Genomic DNA, 15976 nt, shown 5'->3' with positions numbered 1-15976 from the left:
GCGGGTCGGAAGAGGTGCGCGGGCACGTCCGCACCGGCGACCGGAATCGTGACCTGACGCGAGCGTCGACGTGACCGGCGTCACCGAGACCGCGAGCCGCCGCCGGAATTACTTGGGTACCTGAAAGGTTGGTATTTGCATCTGATTCTCCGAGACCCGGGCTCGGGCCCACCGGCCCGTGCACCATCAGCGAGGCACCCGTGAAGCAGTCCACCCCCGAGCGGCCCAGCGACGTCGTGGCCCGTCTGCGCGCCACTTACCGCACCGGCCGTACCAAGCCCGTCGAGTGGCGTACCGACCAGCTCCGCCGCCTGCGCGCGATGCTCACCGAGAACGGCGCGGACCTCGCCGCTGCCCTCCGCGCGGACCTGGGGAAGAGCGCCACCGAGGCCTACCGCACCGAGATCGACTTCACGGTCCGCGAGATCGACCACACCCTTGAGCACCTGGACGAGTGGCTGCGTCCCGAACCCGCGCCCGTCCCGGCCCACCTCGGCGACGACGCGACGGCCTGGACGCAGTACGACCCGCTCGGTGTCGTGCTCGTCATCGCGCCCTGGAACTACCCGGCCCAGCTCCTGCTCGCCCCGCTGGTCGGCGCCCTCGCTGCCGGCAACGCGGTGGTGGCGAAGCCCAGCGAACTGGCCCCGGCCACCTCCACCGCGCTGGCCCGGCTGATCCCGGCCTACCTCGACACCGACGCGGTCGCCGTCGTCGAGGGCGGCATCCCGGAGACCACGGCCCTGCTGGCCGAGCGCTTCGACCACATCTTCTACACCGGCAACGGCACCGTCGGCCGCATCGTGCTGCGCGCCGCCGCCGAGTACCTCACCCCGGTCACCCTCGAACTCGGCGGCAAGTCCCCGGTGTTCGTCGACCGCGGCACCGACCTCGACGTGGTCGCCGACCGGCTGGCGCGCGGCAAGTTCCTCAACGCGGGCCAGACCTGCGTCGCCCCGGACTACGTCCTCACCGACCCGGAGACAGCCGTGGCCCTGGAGGCCGCCCTCGTCCGTGTCGTCGAGGGCCTCTACGGCGCCGACCCCGCGACCTCGCCCGAGTACGGCCGGATCGTCAACGAGCGTCATTTCGACCGGCTTTCCGCCCTGCTCGACTCCGGCCGGGTGGCGGTCGGCGGCGGCAGCGACCGTGCGGACAAGTACATCGCGCCGACCGTGCTCGTCGATGTCGAGCCCGACGCGCCGGTGATGCGGGAGGAGATCTTCGGCCCGATCCTGCCGATCGTCACCGTGCCGGACCTCGACGCCGCGATCACCTTCATCAACGACCGCGACAAGCCCCTCGCGCTGTACGTCTTCGCCGAGTCCGCCGGCACGCGCGACCGCATCGCCGCCGAGACCTCCTCCGGCGGCCTCGGCCACGGCCTGCCGCTCGCTCACCTCACCGTCTCCGACCTGCCGTTCGGCGGTGTCGGCGAGAGCGGCATGGGCAGCTACCACGGCCGCTACTCGATCGAGACGTTCAGCCACCGCAAGGCTGTTCTCGCCAAGCCGCTCAGCTGACCTCCCGTCATCGGCGCGGGTGTGCGAAGCTCCGCCGATGACCGCTGAAACGATCACCGCTGACGCGTCCGGCACGTTCAAACTCGGCGATCTGTCCGTCCACCGCATCGGCTTCGGCGCGATGCGGCTGACGGGCAGCGCCGCCTTCCATCTCGGCACCCCCAGCGACCGGGCACGCTCGATCGCCGTCCTGCGCAGGGCGGTCCAACTGGGGGTGAACCACATCGACACGGCCGCCTTCTACTTCTCCTCCCTGCGCTCCGCCAACGAGATCATCAACGCCGCCCTGTCCCCCTACATGGACGACCTGGTCATCGCCACCAAGGTGGGCCCCTTCCGCGACCAGGCCGGCGAGTGGGCCACCTCCGCCCGCCCCGACCAGCTGCGCGGCCACGTCGAGGAGAACCTGCGCCAGCTCGGCCGCGACCACCTCGACCTCGTCTACCTGCGGCGCATGCGCCAGGACTCCATCGCCGAACACTTCGGAGCCCTCGCCGAGTTGCGCGAGGAGGGCCTGATCCGGCACCTGGGTATCTCCACGATCGAGCCCCGGCACCTGACCGAGGCGCTGGAGATCGCCCCCGTGGTGTCCGTGCAGAACCGGTACGGGTTGGACGTCCCCCGCGCGGAGGCCCAGGAGGTCCTGCGGATGTGCGGGGACCGGGGCATCGCCTTCGTGCCGTACTACTCGGTCGCCGGCGAGGGCGCCGAGCGCGGCGCGGCCGAGGCGCGCAACGACGCCGAGGTGCTCGCCGTCGCCCGCGCGCACGGAGTGAGCCCCGCGCAGATCCGCGTCGCCTGGACCCTCCACCAGGGCCCGCACGTCCTCGCCATCCCCGGCACCGGCAACCCCGACCACATCGAGGAGAACGTCGCCGCCGGCGCCCTGTGGCTCTCGGACGACGAGCTGGCACGGCTGAACGCGACCCACGCAGAGGTGAGCTGACGGACCGGCGGTGAACGCGGCGGCGTACGGCGGGCGGGCGGGCGCGGCGCCCGGGGCCCGGGGCCCGGACCCCGTCCGTGAACGCGGCGCGTGCCGGGGTGAGCGAAGAGCTGTCGGGCCGGGGTGAGCGGAGAGTCGTAGGGCCAGGGCGAGCGAAGAGGGTGGCGCGCGGGGGACCTGAGCCCGGCGGCGCGCTCCTGCGTCGCGGCTACGGTCCAGGTCTTCCCGGGCGCGCCACAGCCCGGGGCTCCCGACGCCCCCGAGGCCCGCCGCCCCGGCCCAGCACCGCGCACCACGCGCCCCGCCGCGACCTTCTGCAGCAGCCCGTAGGCGAGCACCGGCAGCAGGATCTGCGGACGGTCGGGGAGAGCCGTGGTGATCAGCACGGCGCTCGCGCTGCTGTTGTTCATCCCGCAGGCCAGTGTCACCGAGGTGCCGGTCCGGGCGTCCAGCCGCAGGGCTCGCGCCGCGAGGCCGCCCAGGGCGAAGGACAGGCCGCACACGGTGGCGGCGACGGCCAGCGCGGCCGCCGGCAGGAGCGGGCGCGGATGCCGCAGGAACGGCCCGAGGACGCCGCTGGCATTGACGTATGTCAGCAGGAGCGAGCCCAGCAGCGCCGCCGGCACGACCGCGGCGAGCAGTCCGTCGCGCGAGCGTCCGGGCAGCGCCGGCCGGACCAGCAGGCCGAGGACGCAAGGAAGCACCACCGAGGTCAGCGCGAAGGACTCCCCGGCCACGGCGGCGGCGGACGCCAGGCGGCCCGCGGCGGAGCCGCGCAGCAGCGGGCCCAGCACGGCCACGGTCAGTGGCACGGTGAGCGGGCTCGCCAGGGTGGAGGCGAGGACGAGACCGACGGACGTGGACTGGTCGCCCTCCCCCTTCGCGGTCCACACCGTCGCCCCGGCCGCCACCGGTATGGCGACGACCAGGATCATCGCGGTGACCATGCCGCTGCCGCCGTCCTGGTCGGGGGAACGGTGCAGCACGAACGCCACGCAGGGCACGATCAGCAGCGGCGTCAGCACGTGCAGCGCCGGCCCGGCGAGCAGCGCGGCCGGGCGGCGCAGCAGCAGGCCCAGCTCCCGCAACGGGACCTGGAGGCCCGCGCCGAACAGCACCAGGGCCAGCAGCAGCTGCGGCACGCCGAGCCGCAGTTCAGTGAGTCCGGCGAGGCCGATCGTGTGCGGGCGGCGCAGCCACAGCCCCGGTGCGGGCGGCAGCGCGGCAGTGGCGTACATCGCGGTCACGGCACGGCCGAGCCGGTGCCGGAGCAAGCCGTGGAACCGGGCCACGGCCGTGGACGGGAAGTGAGGGCGCATGCGGGGAGTGCTCTTCCGTCGTCGGGGCCGGTGGGAGACGGAGGGCACATATCGCGAAGGTGTACGCCGGGCAGGGCGAGGGGGCGGCCGGGCGGAACGGAGGGCGGGTTCCACGTGACCGTTCGGTCATCGTCGGCGCCCCTTTCATAATGGGTGTGCGGGCACACGGCCGTAGACGACGCAGAGCTGACTACAATCCTGTAGACGGTCTTGGAACTCTAGACGAAGACGGGGTGAGGATCGTTCCCATGACCGACGCCAAGGACGAACGCCGGCCGGCCGGAGAACTCGAAGCGAGCGTCATGGCCGCCCTCTGGGCCGCCGGAGCCCCCCAGACACCCGGCCAGGTCCAGTTGAGCCTGCACGCCGACCTGGCCCGCACGACGGTGACGACCATCCTGTCCCGACTGCACGACAAGGGCGTCGTCGAGCGGCAGCGGCAGGGCCGCGGCTACGCCTACTACCCCGTCCAGGACGCCCACGGCCTCACCGCCCGCCGGATGCACACCGAACTCGACCGGGACGCCGACCGCGAGACCGTGCTCGCCCGCTTCGTCGCCCAGCTCAGCGCCGACGACGAGCGCATCCTGCGGGACCTCCTCGAATCCGACGGACAATGACCGCACTCCTCCTGCTGCCGCTCCTGCTGCCGTTCGCCCTCCCGGCACTGGCCCGCCGGGCCCTGGACCGGCTCGCCCCCGTCACCGCGCTGTGGGCGGTCACCGGCTGCGCGGTCGTGTTCGCGGGCTGCTCGCTCGCCGCCCTCGGCTCCTTCGTCCTGATCGGCCTGTTCAAGCTGCCGCTCTTCGCCGCGTTCGGTGAACTGGTACGCCCCCTGCGCACCGCCTCCGACCTCTTCGTGCTGCCGGCCGCCGCCACCTCCGTCGGCGCCCTCGCCGTGTGCGGCTGGACCCTCGTCCGTGCGGTCCTGCACCAGAGCCGCGCCTTCCGCGCCGCGCGTACGGAGGCCGGGACGCGTCCCCCCGTGGGGGACCTGTGCGTCGTGGACTCGCCCCGCCCGGACGCGTACGCGCTGCCGGGGCGCCCGCACCGCATCGTCGTCACCACCGCCATGCTGCGCAGCCTGGACGGCGCGGAGCGCGAGGCGCTCTTCGCGCACGAGCGGGCGCACAACGAGGGCGGCCACCACTACTTCCTGGCCGGCGCCGAACTCGCGGCGCACTGCCACCCCGCCCTGCGCCCGGTCCGCGAGACCATCCGGCTCGCCGCGGAGCGCGCCGCGGACGAGGCCGCCGCTGCCTCCGTCGGCGACCGGCGCCTGACCGCCCGGGCCATCGCCCGCGCGGCCCTCGCGGGACAGGCCGCCCGCACCGAACGCCCCGGCTTCGTCGCCGCCGCGACGACGGGACCCGTCCCGCGGCGGGTCCAGGCCCTCCTCGACACCCCCCGCACTCCCCGTCGGGCCGGCCGCCGCGTCGCGGCCCTGCTGCTGGCCTGTACCGCCGTCTCCTGCGTGGCCTCGGTGACCGGGATGGCCGACTTCCACCACCGCGTGGAGGTCGCCCAGGGCGAAGAGCGGCCCTGACCGAACCCGCCCGACAGGGCGACACCGTAGCCGCGCCGGGAGGGTGCCGACCCTCCTCCGGGCGGGTGTCGCCTCCCTGCCGGGCAGGTGCCGGCTCTCCTCCGGGCTGATGCCGTCTCCCGTCCGTGCGACAGTCGCCTCCTCGTCGGTCCGGGTGGCGACTCTGTCCGGCCGGCGCGGTCCGCTTCCCCTGTCCGGCGGGTGGTGGCCCCTTCGGTAACCCCGCCTCCTTGCGTGTCCGGGTGTCGCCCCCGCGTTCGGCCGTCGCTGCCCCGCCCGCCCGGTGCCGTCCCCGCACGCCGTCAGTGCCCCCGCCCGACCCGAGCACCCCCGCCCCGCCCGCCCGCCGGTGCCCGTGCCCCCGCCCTCCCAGACCCCGCTGGGAGTGACTGGCGTACGTCTAGTTTTACGTATAACCTCTCCCGCTAACCACCCCCACCGGAAGGCTCCGATGCGACGCGTTGCCCTGGTCACCCTTGTCGTGGACGACTACGACGAGGCCATCCGCTTCTACACCGACGCCCTCGGTTTCCACCTGGCCGAGGACGAGTCCCGGCCGGACGGCTCCCGCTGGGTCGTCGTGGAGCCGGGCCTGCCGGACGACGGGGCCGGGTACGGCACCGGGCTGCTGCTCGCCCGTGCCAAGGACGACGGCCAGCGTGCCCGGATCGGGGACCAGACCGGCGGCCGGGTGGGGTTCTTCCTGCACACCGACGACTTCGCCCGCGACCACGCCAGGATGGCGGCCGCCGGCGTCACCTTCCTGGAAGAGCCGCGCCACGAGGCCTACGGCACGGTCGCCGTCTTCCAGGACCTGTACGGAAACCGCTGGGACCTGCTCCAGCCCGCCACCGACTGACCCCGTCCGCTCCCCACCCGCACCACCTGCCGAGGAAGCACGCCCATGACCGCGCCCCGCATCGACACCGAGACCCTCCGCCGGCTCCCCAAGGCCGTGCTGCACGACCACCTGGACGGCGGTCTGCGTCCCGCCACCGTCATCGAGCTCGCGGCCGCGGTCGGCCACACGCTGCCCACCACCGACCCGGACGAGCTGGCCGCGTGGTACGTCGAGGCCGCCAACTCCGGTGACCTGGTGCGCTACATAGCGACCTTCGAGCACACCCTCGCCGTCATGCAGTCCCGCGAGGGCCTGCTGCGCGTCGCCGAGGAGTACGTCCTGGACCTCGCCGCCGACGGCGTCGTCTACGCCGAGGTGCGCTACGCCCCCGAGCTGAACGTGAACGGCGGCCTGTCCCTGAACGAGGTCGTGGAGGCCGTCCAGGAGGGCCTTGCCGCCGGTATGGCCAAGGCGGCCGCCGCGGGCACGCCCGTCCGCGTGGGCACCCTGCTGTGCGGCATGCGGATGTTCGACCGCGTCGCCGAGGCCGCCGAGCTGGCGGTCACCTACCGCGACGCCGGAGTCGTCGGCTTCGACATCGCCGGCGCCGAGGACGGCTTCCCGCCCGCCGACCACCTGGCCGCCTTCGAGCACCTGCGCCGCGAGAGCGTGCCGTTCACCATCCACGCCGGCGAGGCGCACGGCCTGCCCAGCATCCACCAGGCCCTCCAGGTGTGCGGCGCCCAGCGCGTCGGCCACGGCGTCCGCCTCACCGAGGACATCGTCGACGGCAAGCTCGGCCGTCTGGCCGGCTGGGTCCGCGACCGGCGCGTCGCCCTGGAGATGTGCCCGACCTCCAACCTCCAGACCGGCTGCGCCACCTCGATCGCCGAGCACCCCATCACCGCCCTGAAGGACCTGGGCTTCCGCGTCACCCTCAACACGGACAACCGGCTGGTCTCCGGTACGACGATGACCCGCGAGATGTCCCTGCTGGTCGAGGAGGCCGGCTGGACGCTCGACGACCTGCGGACCGTCACGGTGAACGCGGTCAAGAGCGCCTTCATCCCGTTCGACGAGCGCAAGGCCCTCATCGAGGACCTGATCCTGCCGGGTTACGCCGCCGCGCTCTGAATCAGCCCCCGCAGGTAGGCGGCCTGTCCGACGTGCTGAAGGTCGTCGGACAGGACGCTCACCAGGCGCACCCCCAGCGTGACCGGAGGGTCCCAGCGTTCGTCCACGACCCGTTCCAGATCCTTCGCGGTGAGCCCGCGCAGGGCGCCCAGGGTCTGCTCGTGCACGGCGTCGTAGTACCCGGTGAGCAGGTCCGCCGAGCCCACCCGCACCTTCGCGACCTTCGCCGGGCTGTGCCCGTAGCCGGTGTCGTGGCGCGGCAGGTCGAGACCGAAGCGCTTCTCCCAGCCCTGTGACAGCCATACCTGGTCGAGGCCGAAGGCGTCGGCGACGTGGTCGTCCTGCACCCGGGTCAGGTGCCAGACGAGCCATGCGACGGAATTGGCGTCGGGCGCGGGCCGACGGCGCAGCTCTTCCGGTCCGAGGCCGTCGACGGCGACATGGACTTCTTCCCGGATGCGGCCGTAGCCGTCGATGAGGATGTCCTTGGCATGCATGAGTCCACCATCGCGCACGGCGGCCGCCGGTGCGCCGGGAAGCCGCCGTGTCGCAGGTGACCGGGACCGGGAGTCAGGAGGCCTCGGACCACTCCGGGGGCGCCGCCAGGCCCTCCGTCCCGAGCAGGGCGACCAGCGCGCGGGCCGCCGGGCTCGTGGCCCGTTCCGGTGGCAGCAGGGCGACGGTCTCGTACGCCGCCTCGCCCGTGCCCTTCAGCGAAAGCGCTGTGAGCGAGGGCCGTTTGTGCCGGAAGTGCCGCGGTACGACGGCGATCCCGAGGCTCTCGTCGACCAGGTCCAGCAGGGTGTGCACGTCGTTGACCTCCAGGGCGACCGTGCGCCGGATCCCGGCCGCGGTCAGGGCGGCGTCGGTGGTGCGGCGCGGGCCCCAGTCGGGGTGGAAGTCCACGAAGACCTCGCCGGCCAGATCCTGCGGCGTGAGGACCGCGCCGGACGCGGCGAGCCGGTGGCTCGGGTGGCACAGCACCGTCATGGGCTCGCTGGTCAGCGACAACGAGCGCGGCTGGTCGCTGTCCGCCTGGGTGCGGTAGGCGAAGGCCAGGTCGAGACGTCCGGCCGTGACCTCCTCGGCCAGCGCGCCCGAACCGGCCTGCCGCAGCCGGATCTCCACGTCCGGGTGCCGGCCCCGGAAGGCCGCCAGCAGACGCGCCACATGCACGCCGGCGATGCACTGCTCGGTGCCCAGCGTCAGCGTGCCGCGCAGCACGCCCTGCACCGCCGCCACCGCCTCGTGCGCCGAGCGCACCTGTGCCAGGATCCGCTCGGCCTCCACCAGCAGCGCGCGCCCGGCCTCGGTGAGCGTGACCCGGCGGGTGGTCCGTACGAACAGAGGCGCCCGCAGCTCCCGCTCCAGCGCGCGGATGGACGCCGACAGACCCGACTGGGACACCAGCAGGCGTTCGGCGGCCCGGGTGAAGTGCTGGTCCTCGGCGACCGCGACGAAGTGCTGGAGATGGCGCAGTTCCATGATTGAGAAGCTTATCCGCTGAATTCCATCGGATTCTTCTGTTGGACCGCTGGCCGCCCGCCGGGGAAGAGTGGGGCGCGGGTTCCCGGGGGCCTCGACTCCCGGGTGCCGGGACGACGGGCGGTGCGCCCCCGCTTGTCGTGCGCCAACCCCTGTCGTGCGCCAACCCCCTGGAGTCGCGTTGTACACCGCACACCCCGACCGTTACGCGGACATGCCCTACCGGCGCGCCGGACGCAGCGGTCTGACGCTCCCCGCGCTGTCCCTCGGACTGTGGCACAACTTCGGCCCCGGCCGGCCCGCCGAGACCCAGCGCGCGATCCTTCGCCGCGCCTTCGACCTCGGCGTGACCCACTTCGACCTGGCCAACAACTACGGCCCGCCGCCCGGCGCCGCCGAATCCGCGCTCGGCGACGCGCTGCGGGCCGACTTCGCGCCGTACCGCGACGAACTCGTCATCTCCACCAAGGCCGGCTACCTGATGTGGCCCGGCCCGTACGGCGAATGGGGCTCACGCAAGCACCTGCTGTCCTCGCTCGACCAGAGCCTGAGGCGGACGGGCCTGGAGTACGTCGACATCTTCTACTCGCACCGCTACGACCCCGGGACTCCCCTGGAGGAGACGATGGGCGCCCTGCACTCGGCGGTGCGGCAGGGCAAGGCGCTCTACGTCGGCGTCTCCAACTACTCGGCGGAGCAGACCCGCGAGGCGGCCCGCATCCTCGCCGGCCTCGGCACCCCGCTCCTCATCCACCAGCCGCGCTATTCGATGCTCGACCGACGCCCCGAGGACGGGGGCCTGCTGGACACGCTGGACGACCTCGAGGCCGGCTCCATCGCCTACTCCCCGCTGGAGCAGGGCCTGCTCACCGGCCGCTACCTCGACGGCATCCCCGAGGACTCCCGTGCCGCGGGCGACAGCCCCTTCCTGAAGTCGGACGCGGTCACCGACGACCTGGTCGCCCGTCTGCGCGCCCTGCACGAGGTCGCCGCGTCCCGCGGCCAGACCCTGGCCCAGATGGCCCTGGCCTGGGTGCTCCGGGGTGGCAGGGTGACCTCCGCCCTGGTCGGCGCGAGCAGCCCCGGGCAGCTGGAGGACAGCGTCGGCGCCCTGAGCGGTCCGGACTTCGACGCGGACGAGCTGGAGCGGATCGACGCCATCGTCAAGGGCTGAACACACGGGCGGCGCGGGCGCGGGCGGCATGGGCCGCCCGCGCCTCGCGTTGCCCAGGTCCATGAAGGCCCCCCGGAACGGCCGGTCGCGGGCCGTTCCACGGCCCCCGGCCGGTCCGTGAGCGCCGGGGAATGCGGGGGACCGCCGCCGGATCACGTACGCCCGGCCCGCTTCCGCCGGACCTTTTCCGCGGAGCGGCGCTGAATTCCGCGCTCGCTTTCCCCGTCGTCCCGTCGCCCCGTTTTCCCGACCGCCCCGCTATCCCGGTGCCGCCCGCATTCTGTTTCGTACGCGTGTTCTCGTCAGTCGCGCTGGCGACGGTCTCCGCTCGCCGTGATCCTTTTCACGGCCGGACTCGGTCCGACTGCTTTGGACGGGCCCAGGGCGGCTGCTTTAGCCCGGGTCCTCGGCCGTCGGGCGCACAGGCGCGCGTTTTCGGTCAGGCCTGGCGGTGAATATGCCGGCAGTCTGGCCGGAAAGTCATGGTGACAGTGTTTCGGGAGTGGCGATACTCGAACTTCAGGGGCACTTCACCGCACATGAGCCGCACCGAAAGAAAGGCCGTACCGGCACACCAGCGAAGCGACGGGGGAGTGATTGTGCACGACGAATTCCTGTGCCATGTCACCGCTTACGGGACATGCGCGGGGCAACGTATAGGCGTACCGCTCGGCACCTACCGCGCGCCCACTCTGGCGCTCGCCCTGTGGTGGCTGCGCGATCGTGCGTCGTGGATCGCCGAGCGGCTCGATCCCACGCCGGAGCACGCCGCCTTCCCCGCCGGTGCGCTGGTGCCGGTCGCGGACACGGTGGCCGACGTCCCCGCCCTGCTCCGGGCCTGGTGTGCCGACGACGCCCGGCAGGAACTGGTCGCCGAGGAACTGGCCGGCGGACGACTGGTACGGATCGCGGCCAATGACGACACCACCGAGTACGAACTGCTCGCCGAGTCCATCGACGCCCTGCGCATGCAGCGCACCCTCCCGGCACTCGTCGTACCCGTCGCCTGACACGTGACACGTGCAACGGCGGGCCGGCCCGGGCCCGCCATCAGGTCGGTCACCGTGACGATCGCCACCTTGCGCGGTGGGCGAACGTCAGGGGGGACTGGTCGGCCCGGGTCGGGGTACGAGGATGGGTGCGACAGACAACCGGACGGGCCTAGGTGCCGAGAGAGACAGGCATGACCGAACAGCTGGGCGGGGCAGTGATGCCGACTGGTTTCGACGTACCCGTGGAGCCACTGCGCCGCGCTGCGCACTACTCCGGGGAATCCGGATGCATCGCCGAGGCGCGGGCCTTCGCGGCCCGCTTCCTGGAGCAGTTGCGGACCGAGTGGTGCGCCATGATCGACGGCCGGGCGGACGGTGAGCTGCTGCTCGTCGTCAGCGAGCTGGTCACCAACGCCGACCGGCACAGCAACGGCCCGTACATCCTGGAACTGGAGGGCACGGACAGCTCGGTCAGCGTGTCCGTGTACGACAGCAGCGTCGCGCTGCCGCACCGCTACCCGAGGGATCCCGCACGGATAGGGCGGCACGGACTGGAGATCGTGCACGCGCTCGCCTCCGAACTCACCGTGGAGCGCGTGCCCGTGGGCAAGCGGGTGTGCGCCCGGGTCGTCCTGGAGCAGTGAGCGCGCACCCGAGGGCGGGGCGCGAGCCATCGGGAGGCGGGGACCGCCGTAGAGGGCGGGGGTCGCCGTAGGGGGACCGCCGGGGCGGACCGGTCGTGCCGGCCCGCCCCTTCCCGCCCCTTCGGGTCTTCTCCGTCCCTTCGGGCCTTCAGTTCTTCAGGGCTCAGGCGCAGCCCAGTTCGCCCAGCATTCCCTTGCGCAGACGCGTGATGATCCGCTTGATCAGCCGGGAGACGTGCATCTGGGAGCAGCCGAGCCGTTCCCCGATCTCCGCCTGGGTGGCCTCCTCCACGAACCGCAGATGGATGATCTTCCGGTCCCGGGGGCTGAGTTCGGCCATCAGCGGGGCGAGCGCGTGAATGTCCTCCACGAGCCGCAGCCCCTCCTCCTCGACGCCGATGAAGTCCGCGAGGACCGCCTCGCCGTCCTCGGGGCCGTCCCCGGTGAGCGCGGCGTCCAGGGAGGCGGAGGTGTAGCCGTTGGAGGCGAGCTGGGCCTCGACGACCTGGTTCTCGGTGATGTCCATGAGCGTGGCGAGTTCGGCGACCGTCGGGTTGCGGTCCAGCCTGCTGGACAGCTCCTCGCGGGCCTTGGCCAGTTCCACGCGCAGTTCCTGCAGCCGGCGCGGCACGTGGACGGCCCAGGTGGTGTCCCGGAAGAACCGCTTGATCTCGCCCATGATGTACGGCAGCGCGAAGGAGGTGAACTCGACCTCGCGCGACAGCTCGAACCGGTCGATGGCCTTGATCAGGCCGATCATGCCGGTCTGGACGATGTCCTCCATGTCGTCGCCGCGGCCCCGGAACCGTCCGGCCGCGAATCGCACGAGGGACATGTTCATCTCGATGAGGGTGTTGCGCGCGTACTGGTACTCGGGAGTGCCCTCCTCCACCTCGGTCAGCCGGCGGAAGAACTGGCGGGACAGCGCCCGCGCGTCACGCGGGGCGACGGATGCCGGATCCGCGATGCCCGGCAGATCTCCTCCGCCGCCGGCGTCCCGTGCGGTGCTGTCGACTGTCTTTGCTTCCAGCCGGATCCCGGCGGCGGTAGTCATTCCCTCTCCCCTGTCAGTCACGGCTCGACGTCAGCCGGTGCGGCCCCCGTACGACGCCCGGTCCTTACGGGCCGGGTGTTCCCCGGCTACCCGGAACTCCGCTCCCCATGCCTGTTCGATCCCAACCGATTTCCCTGAGGGCGGAACCCGGCCCTCTTCCGGGGGAGTTCGGGGCCCCTAGGCTGAGACGGTGAGCAACGAGGTGAGCAACGAGGCCGTCAGCGAAGCCCGCGTGATTCCCCTGCGCCCGGCACCCGCCCGCCAGTTCGCGCCGGAGGTGCGCCAGGACGCTCCCCGGGAGCCCCTGTGGCGTGACCTCGTCGGCCAGGCGCTGCGCCGTGAGCGACGGGCACAGGAGCGCACGCTCAAGGAGGTGGCCGACGCGGCCCGTATCTCACTGCCCTACCTGTCCGAGGTGGAGCGCGGCCGCAAGGAGGCCTCCTCGGAGGTCCTGGCCGCCGCCGCCCACGCCCTCGGCCTGGGCCTGAGCGACCTGCTGACACTGGCCCAGGGTGAGTTGACCCGACAGGCCGGCGCGGCCGCACGCACGACGTCGCGCGCCGCCGGCAGGCCGTACGGGACGGGCAGGCCGTACCAGGGGATGTGCCTGGCCGCCTGACGACTCGTCGGCCGCGTGCGACACCGGTGGCGCTGACGTCCATCCCTGCGAGGTAAGCGTCAATTACAAGTTGACGATTGGGGGTCGTCAACTTAAGATTGACGCATGAGCCCACTCGACATCAGCCTCGCCGACCTGATCGCTCGGCTCGACGAGGAACTCCCCAACGCCGACCAACTGTCCCGCATCAGCGAGGCGCGACTTCGCGCCCAGACGCTGTCCGACCTCGGTGACCAGCTCATCGACCACTACGTCAGCAAGGCGAAGCAGACCGGTGCGTCATGGACCGAGATCGGCGATGCCATCGGAGTGTCCAAGCAGGCCGCGCAGCAACGCCACGCGCCCGCCCCGTTCGAGCGGTTCACCAACCTGAACCGGCACAGCATCGTGCTGGCGCAGGAGGCCGCCCGAACGCACAAGCACGACTTCATCGGCACCGAACACATGCTGCTCGGCCTGCTGGGCGAACCGCGGGGCCTGGCGTACGAGGTGCTGGTGGCGAAGGCCGAGTCGGCGCAACGCGTCCGCGAAGCGATCGAGGAAGTGCTGCCGCCGGCCGGGGCGAAGGCACTGCGGGGGCACATCGCGTTCCGGCCGGAGAGCAAGGAGGCCATCGAACAGGCACGCCGCGCTGCGGACGACCTCGGCCACGACTGGGTCGGCACGGAGCACACGCTGCTGGGCCTGATCCGTGCCGAGGAGAGCCCGGCCGCGCAGATCCTGCGCAACCTCGGCTTCACGTCGGACGAGCTGCACGAGACGGTCAAGACCGAGACCGCCGAACGGCTCGCCGCGCGCGAACAGTAGTAACGAAACCGTTCGGGTCGGGGACCGGCCGCTCTCCGACCCGGGCGTGAGTCGCTGACTCGGTCGCATTGGTTCAAAGCTCTGGCCAGGTCCCGGTCGGCCTCCTTCGCGGCTTCGAGACCGGATCGGGCCTCCTCCAACGCGCTCGTCCCGACGGACGCTCTCTCAGTAAGTCCAACGGCTTTGCGGCGATGGTTGGTTCCCGATGGGGGTGTGACGTTCTGCCCAGCCCGTTGATCTGTCGCAGCACACCGTGACGGTCCCATACTCCGGGACCTGACGACCCGACGGGTGGAGGAGCACGGTGAGCGCAGCGGCGGCGGCAGGGACCTGGAAGCTCGGGGACCTGGAGGTGAATCGCATCGGCTACGGCGCGATGCGGCTGACGGGCAACGGCATGATGGGCAACTCCGACGGCGCGCCGATCGACCGCGATGCCGCCGTCGGCCTGCTGCACAGCGCGTTCGAGCAAGGGGTCAACCACATCGACACGGCCGCCTTCTACTTCTCACCGCTGCGGCCCGCGAACGAACTCGTCAACCGCGCCCTCTCGTCCTGGTCCGGCGATGTGGTCGTGGTGACCAAGGTCGGCCCGGGGCGTGATCCCTCCGGCGAGTGGCTCGACACGATCCGCCCCGACCAGTTGCGTGGCCAGGTCGAGGAGAACCTGCGACAGCTCGGCCGGGACTGCCTGGACGTGGTGAACCTGCGCGCCGGAGGCCCCCGCACGGCCTCGGTCGCCGAGCACTTCGGCGCCCTCGCCGAGCTGCGCGAGGCGGGCCTGATCCGGCACCTCGGGCTCTCCGCTGTCCTGCCTGAGCACGTGGCCGAGGCCCAGAAGATCGCGCCCGTGGTCTGCGTGCAGAACTCCTACAGCCTGGGTTGGCGCCGTGCCGACAAGAGCGGGCTGGTGGACCTGTGCGGGGAGCGGGGCATCGCCTTCGTCCCGTTCTTCGCGGTCTCCGGCCTGCGGCGCGAGGCGGCCGCGGGCCAGGAGGACGATGCGCGGGTCCTCGCCGTCGCCGACGCCCACCATGCGACGCCGGCCCAGGTACGGCTCGCCTGGACCCTCCACCGCGGTCCGCACGTGCTGGCCATACCCGGCACCACGAACCCGGCACACCTCGCGGAGAACATCGCCGCCGGAAGCCTGCGCCTGACCGAAGAGGAACTGGCTCTCCTCGACAAGCCGGACGAGGGCACTGTCTGAGACCCCATGCCAGGGACTCTCCTCCCCCTACGGACCGTGCCGGGGGTGACGGGGTTCGGTGTGGGGGGAGGCGCCGGCACGGATCGGCGTTGCGTCATCGTCGTTGCGCCATGGGGATGGATCGGCCGGGCGGCGATGAGTTCCGCGGGGCGGACCGGTCGACACTGTTGACCGCGTTCACGCTCCAGGAGGTGCTCATGCCCACCGAGGGATTCACCACGTGTCTCTGGTTCGACGGCCAGGCCGAGGAGGCCGCCCACCACTACGTCTCCGTCTTCAAGAACTCCGGCATCGGCCGCGTCAGCCGCTACACCGACGCCGGTCCGGGGCCGGCGGGCTCCGTGCTGGTCGTGGAGTTCACGGCGAACGGCCAGAAGTTCATCGCCCTCAACGGCGGCCCCCAGTTCACGTTCAACGAGGCGATCTCCTTGCAGATCCTCTGCGCCGACCAGGAGGAGATCGACTACTACTGGAACAGGCTCACCGAGGACGGCGGCGAGGGCGGCCCCTGCGGCTGGCTCAAGGACAAGTACGGCGTCTCCTGGCAGGTCGTCCCCGACCGGCTGGCCGACTTGATGCAGGACCCGGACCCGGAGAAGGCGTCCCGCACCACCCGCGCCATGCTGGGCATGGGCAAGCTCGACATCGCCGAGCTGGAGAAGGCCCACGCGGGCGCGTAGCC

Annotated in this window: 16 protein-coding genes and 1 pseudogene; 13 read left to right on the top strand and 4 right to left on the bottom strand. The window is 72.1% G+C overall.

What is annotated here, in order from left to right:
• Nucleotides 1-200 precede the first annotated feature (200 nt).
• Both OIB37_RS03065 and OIB37_RS03060 read left to right on the top strand, forming a co-directional pair.
• A complete protein-coding gene (locus OIB37_RS03065; RefSeq protein ID WP_330455933.1) occupies nucleotides 201-1523 on the top strand; it encodes an aldehyde dehydrogenase family protein in 1323 nt (440 codons plus the stop codon).
• A gap of 37 nt (nucleotides 1524-1560) precedes the next feature.
• On the top strand, nucleotides 1561-2469 hold the full coding sequence (locus tag OIB37_RS03060; RefSeq protein WP_330455932.1) for an aldo/keto reductase: 909 nt from the start codon (nucleotides 1561-1563) through the stop codon (nucleotides 2467-2469).
• Nucleotides 2470-2756: 287 nt separating this feature from the next.
• On the opposite strand, the pseudogene OIB37_RS03055 reads toward OIB37_RS03060, so the two are convergent.
• Nucleotides 2757-3788: pseudogene (locus OIB37_RS03055) on the bottom strand (sodium-dependent transporter); the annotation flags it as partial.
• A gap of 248 nt (nucleotides 3789-4036) precedes the next feature.
• On the opposite strand from OIB37_RS03055, the gene OIB37_RS03050 reads away from it, so the two are divergent.
• The 4 genes from OIB37_RS03050 (at nucleotide 4037) to OIB37_RS03035 (ending at nucleotide 7309) form a co-directional block, all read left to right on the top strand.
• On the top strand, nucleotides 4037-4408 hold the full coding sequence (locus tag OIB37_RS03050) for a BlaI/MecI/CopY family transcriptional regulator (protein ID WP_330455931.1): 372 nt from the start codon (nucleotides 4037-4039) through the stop codon (nucleotides 4406-4408).
• A complete protein-coding gene (locus OIB37_RS03045) occupies nucleotides 4405-5334 on the top strand; it encodes a M48 family metalloprotease (protein ID WP_330455930.1) in 930 nt (309 codons plus the stop codon). The genes OIB37_RS03050 and OIB37_RS03045 overlap by 4 nt, the downstream gene beginning before the upstream one ends.
• A gap of 451 nt (nucleotides 5335-5785) precedes the next feature.
• Nucleotides 5786-6193: a VOC family protein gene (locus tag OIB37_RS03040; protein WP_330455929.1), complete on the top strand. Its 408-nt coding sequence runs from the start codon at nucleotides 5786-5788 to the stop codon at nucleotides 6191-6193.
• Nucleotides 6194-6238: 45 nt separating this feature from the next.
• Entirely contained in the window at nucleotides 6239-7309 is a 1071-nt protein-coding gene (locus OIB37_RS03035) for an adenosine deaminase (RefSeq protein WP_330455928.1), read from the top strand.
• Here the strand turns inward: OIB37_RS03035 and OIB37_RS03030 are convergent.
• Both OIB37_RS03030 and OIB37_RS03025 read right to left on the bottom strand, forming a co-directional pair.
• Nucleotides 7291-7806 (bottom strand): mycothiol transferase, encoded by a 516-nt coding sequence (locus OIB37_RS03030; protein WP_330455927.1) that lies wholly within the window; start codon nucleotides 7804-7806, stop codon nucleotides 7291-7293. The two genes, OIB37_RS03035 and OIB37_RS03030, sit on opposite strands and share 19 nt — an antisense overlap.
• A gap of 73 nt (nucleotides 7807-7879) precedes the next feature.
• A complete protein-coding gene (locus OIB37_RS03025; RefSeq protein ID WP_330455926.1) occupies nucleotides 7880-8794 on the bottom strand; it encodes a LysR family transcriptional regulator in 915 nt (304 codons plus the stop codon).
• Between the two features lie 181 nt (nucleotides 8795-8975).
• Here OIB37_RS03025 and OIB37_RS03020 point away from each other — a divergent pair, with 181 nt between their 5' ends.
• The 3 genes from OIB37_RS03020 to OIB37_RS03010 all read left to right on the top strand — a co-directional run bounded on the left by OIB37_RS03020 (nucleotide 8976) and on the right by OIB37_RS03010 (nucleotide 11604).
• Complete coding sequence (locus tag OIB37_RS03020) at nucleotides 8976-9968, top strand: aldo/keto reductase (RefSeq protein WP_330455925.1); 993 nt, start codon at nucleotides 8976-8978, stop codon at nucleotides 9966-9968.
• Nucleotides 9969-10567: 599 nt separating this feature from the next.
• Entirely contained in the window at nucleotides 10568-10978 is a 411-nt protein-coding gene (locus tag OIB37_RS03015) for a hypothetical protein (RefSeq protein WP_330455924.1), read from the top strand.
• Between the two features lie 173 nt (nucleotides 10979-11151).
• Nucleotides 11152-11604 (top strand): ATP-binding protein, encoded by a 453-nt coding sequence (locus OIB37_RS03010; protein WP_330455923.1) that lies wholly within the window; start codon nucleotides 11152-11154, stop codon nucleotides 11602-11604.
• A 163-nt stretch (nucleotides 11605-11767) separates the two neighbouring features.
• Here OIB37_RS03010 and OIB37_RS03005 read toward each other — a convergent pair whose 3' ends face one another.
• Entirely contained in the window at nucleotides 11768-12658 is an 891-nt protein-coding gene (locus OIB37_RS03005) for an RNA polymerase sigma factor SigF (protein WP_330455922.1), read from the bottom strand.
• 202 nt (nucleotides 12659-12860) lie between these two features.
• Here OIB37_RS03005 and OIB37_RS03000 point away from each other — a divergent pair, with 202 nt between their 5' ends.
• The 4 genes from OIB37_RS03000 (at nucleotide 12861) to OIB37_RS02985 (ending at nucleotide 15974) form a co-directional block, all read left to right on the top strand.
• On the top strand, nucleotides 12861-13277 hold the full coding sequence (locus OIB37_RS03000) for a helix-turn-helix domain-containing protein (RefSeq protein ID WP_330461763.1): 417 nt from the start codon (nucleotides 12861-12863) through the stop codon (nucleotides 13275-13277).
• Between the two features lie 105 nt (nucleotides 13278-13382).
• Entirely contained in the window at nucleotides 13383-14084 is a 702-nt protein-coding gene (locus OIB37_RS02995; RefSeq protein ID WP_330455921.1) for a Clp protease N-terminal domain-containing protein, read from the top strand.
• Nucleotides 14085-14388: 304 nt separating this feature from the next.
• The gene (locus OIB37_RS02990) at nucleotides 14389-15294 is read left to right on the top strand and encodes an oxidoreductase (RefSeq protein WP_330455920.1); all 906 of its coding nucleotides are present in this window, start codon (nucleotides 14389-14391) and stop codon (nucleotides 15292-15294) included.
• 197 nt (nucleotides 15295-15491) lie between these two features.
• The gene (locus OIB37_RS02985; protein ID WP_330455919.1) at nucleotides 15492-15974 is read left to right on the top strand and encodes a VOC family protein; all 483 of its coding nucleotides are present in this window, start codon (nucleotides 15492-15494) and stop codon (nucleotides 15972-15974) included.
• Nucleotides 15975-15976: the final 2 nt, after the last annotated feature.

It is taken from the genome of Streptomyces sp. NBC_00820 (assembly GCF_036347055.1).
Classification (GTDB): Bacteria; Actinomycetota; Actinomycetes; order Streptomycetales; family Streptomycetaceae; genus Streptomyces.
The sequence above is the reverse complement of the archived record's forward strand: the minus strand, read 5'-3'. Positions and strand labels throughout refer to the sequence as shown.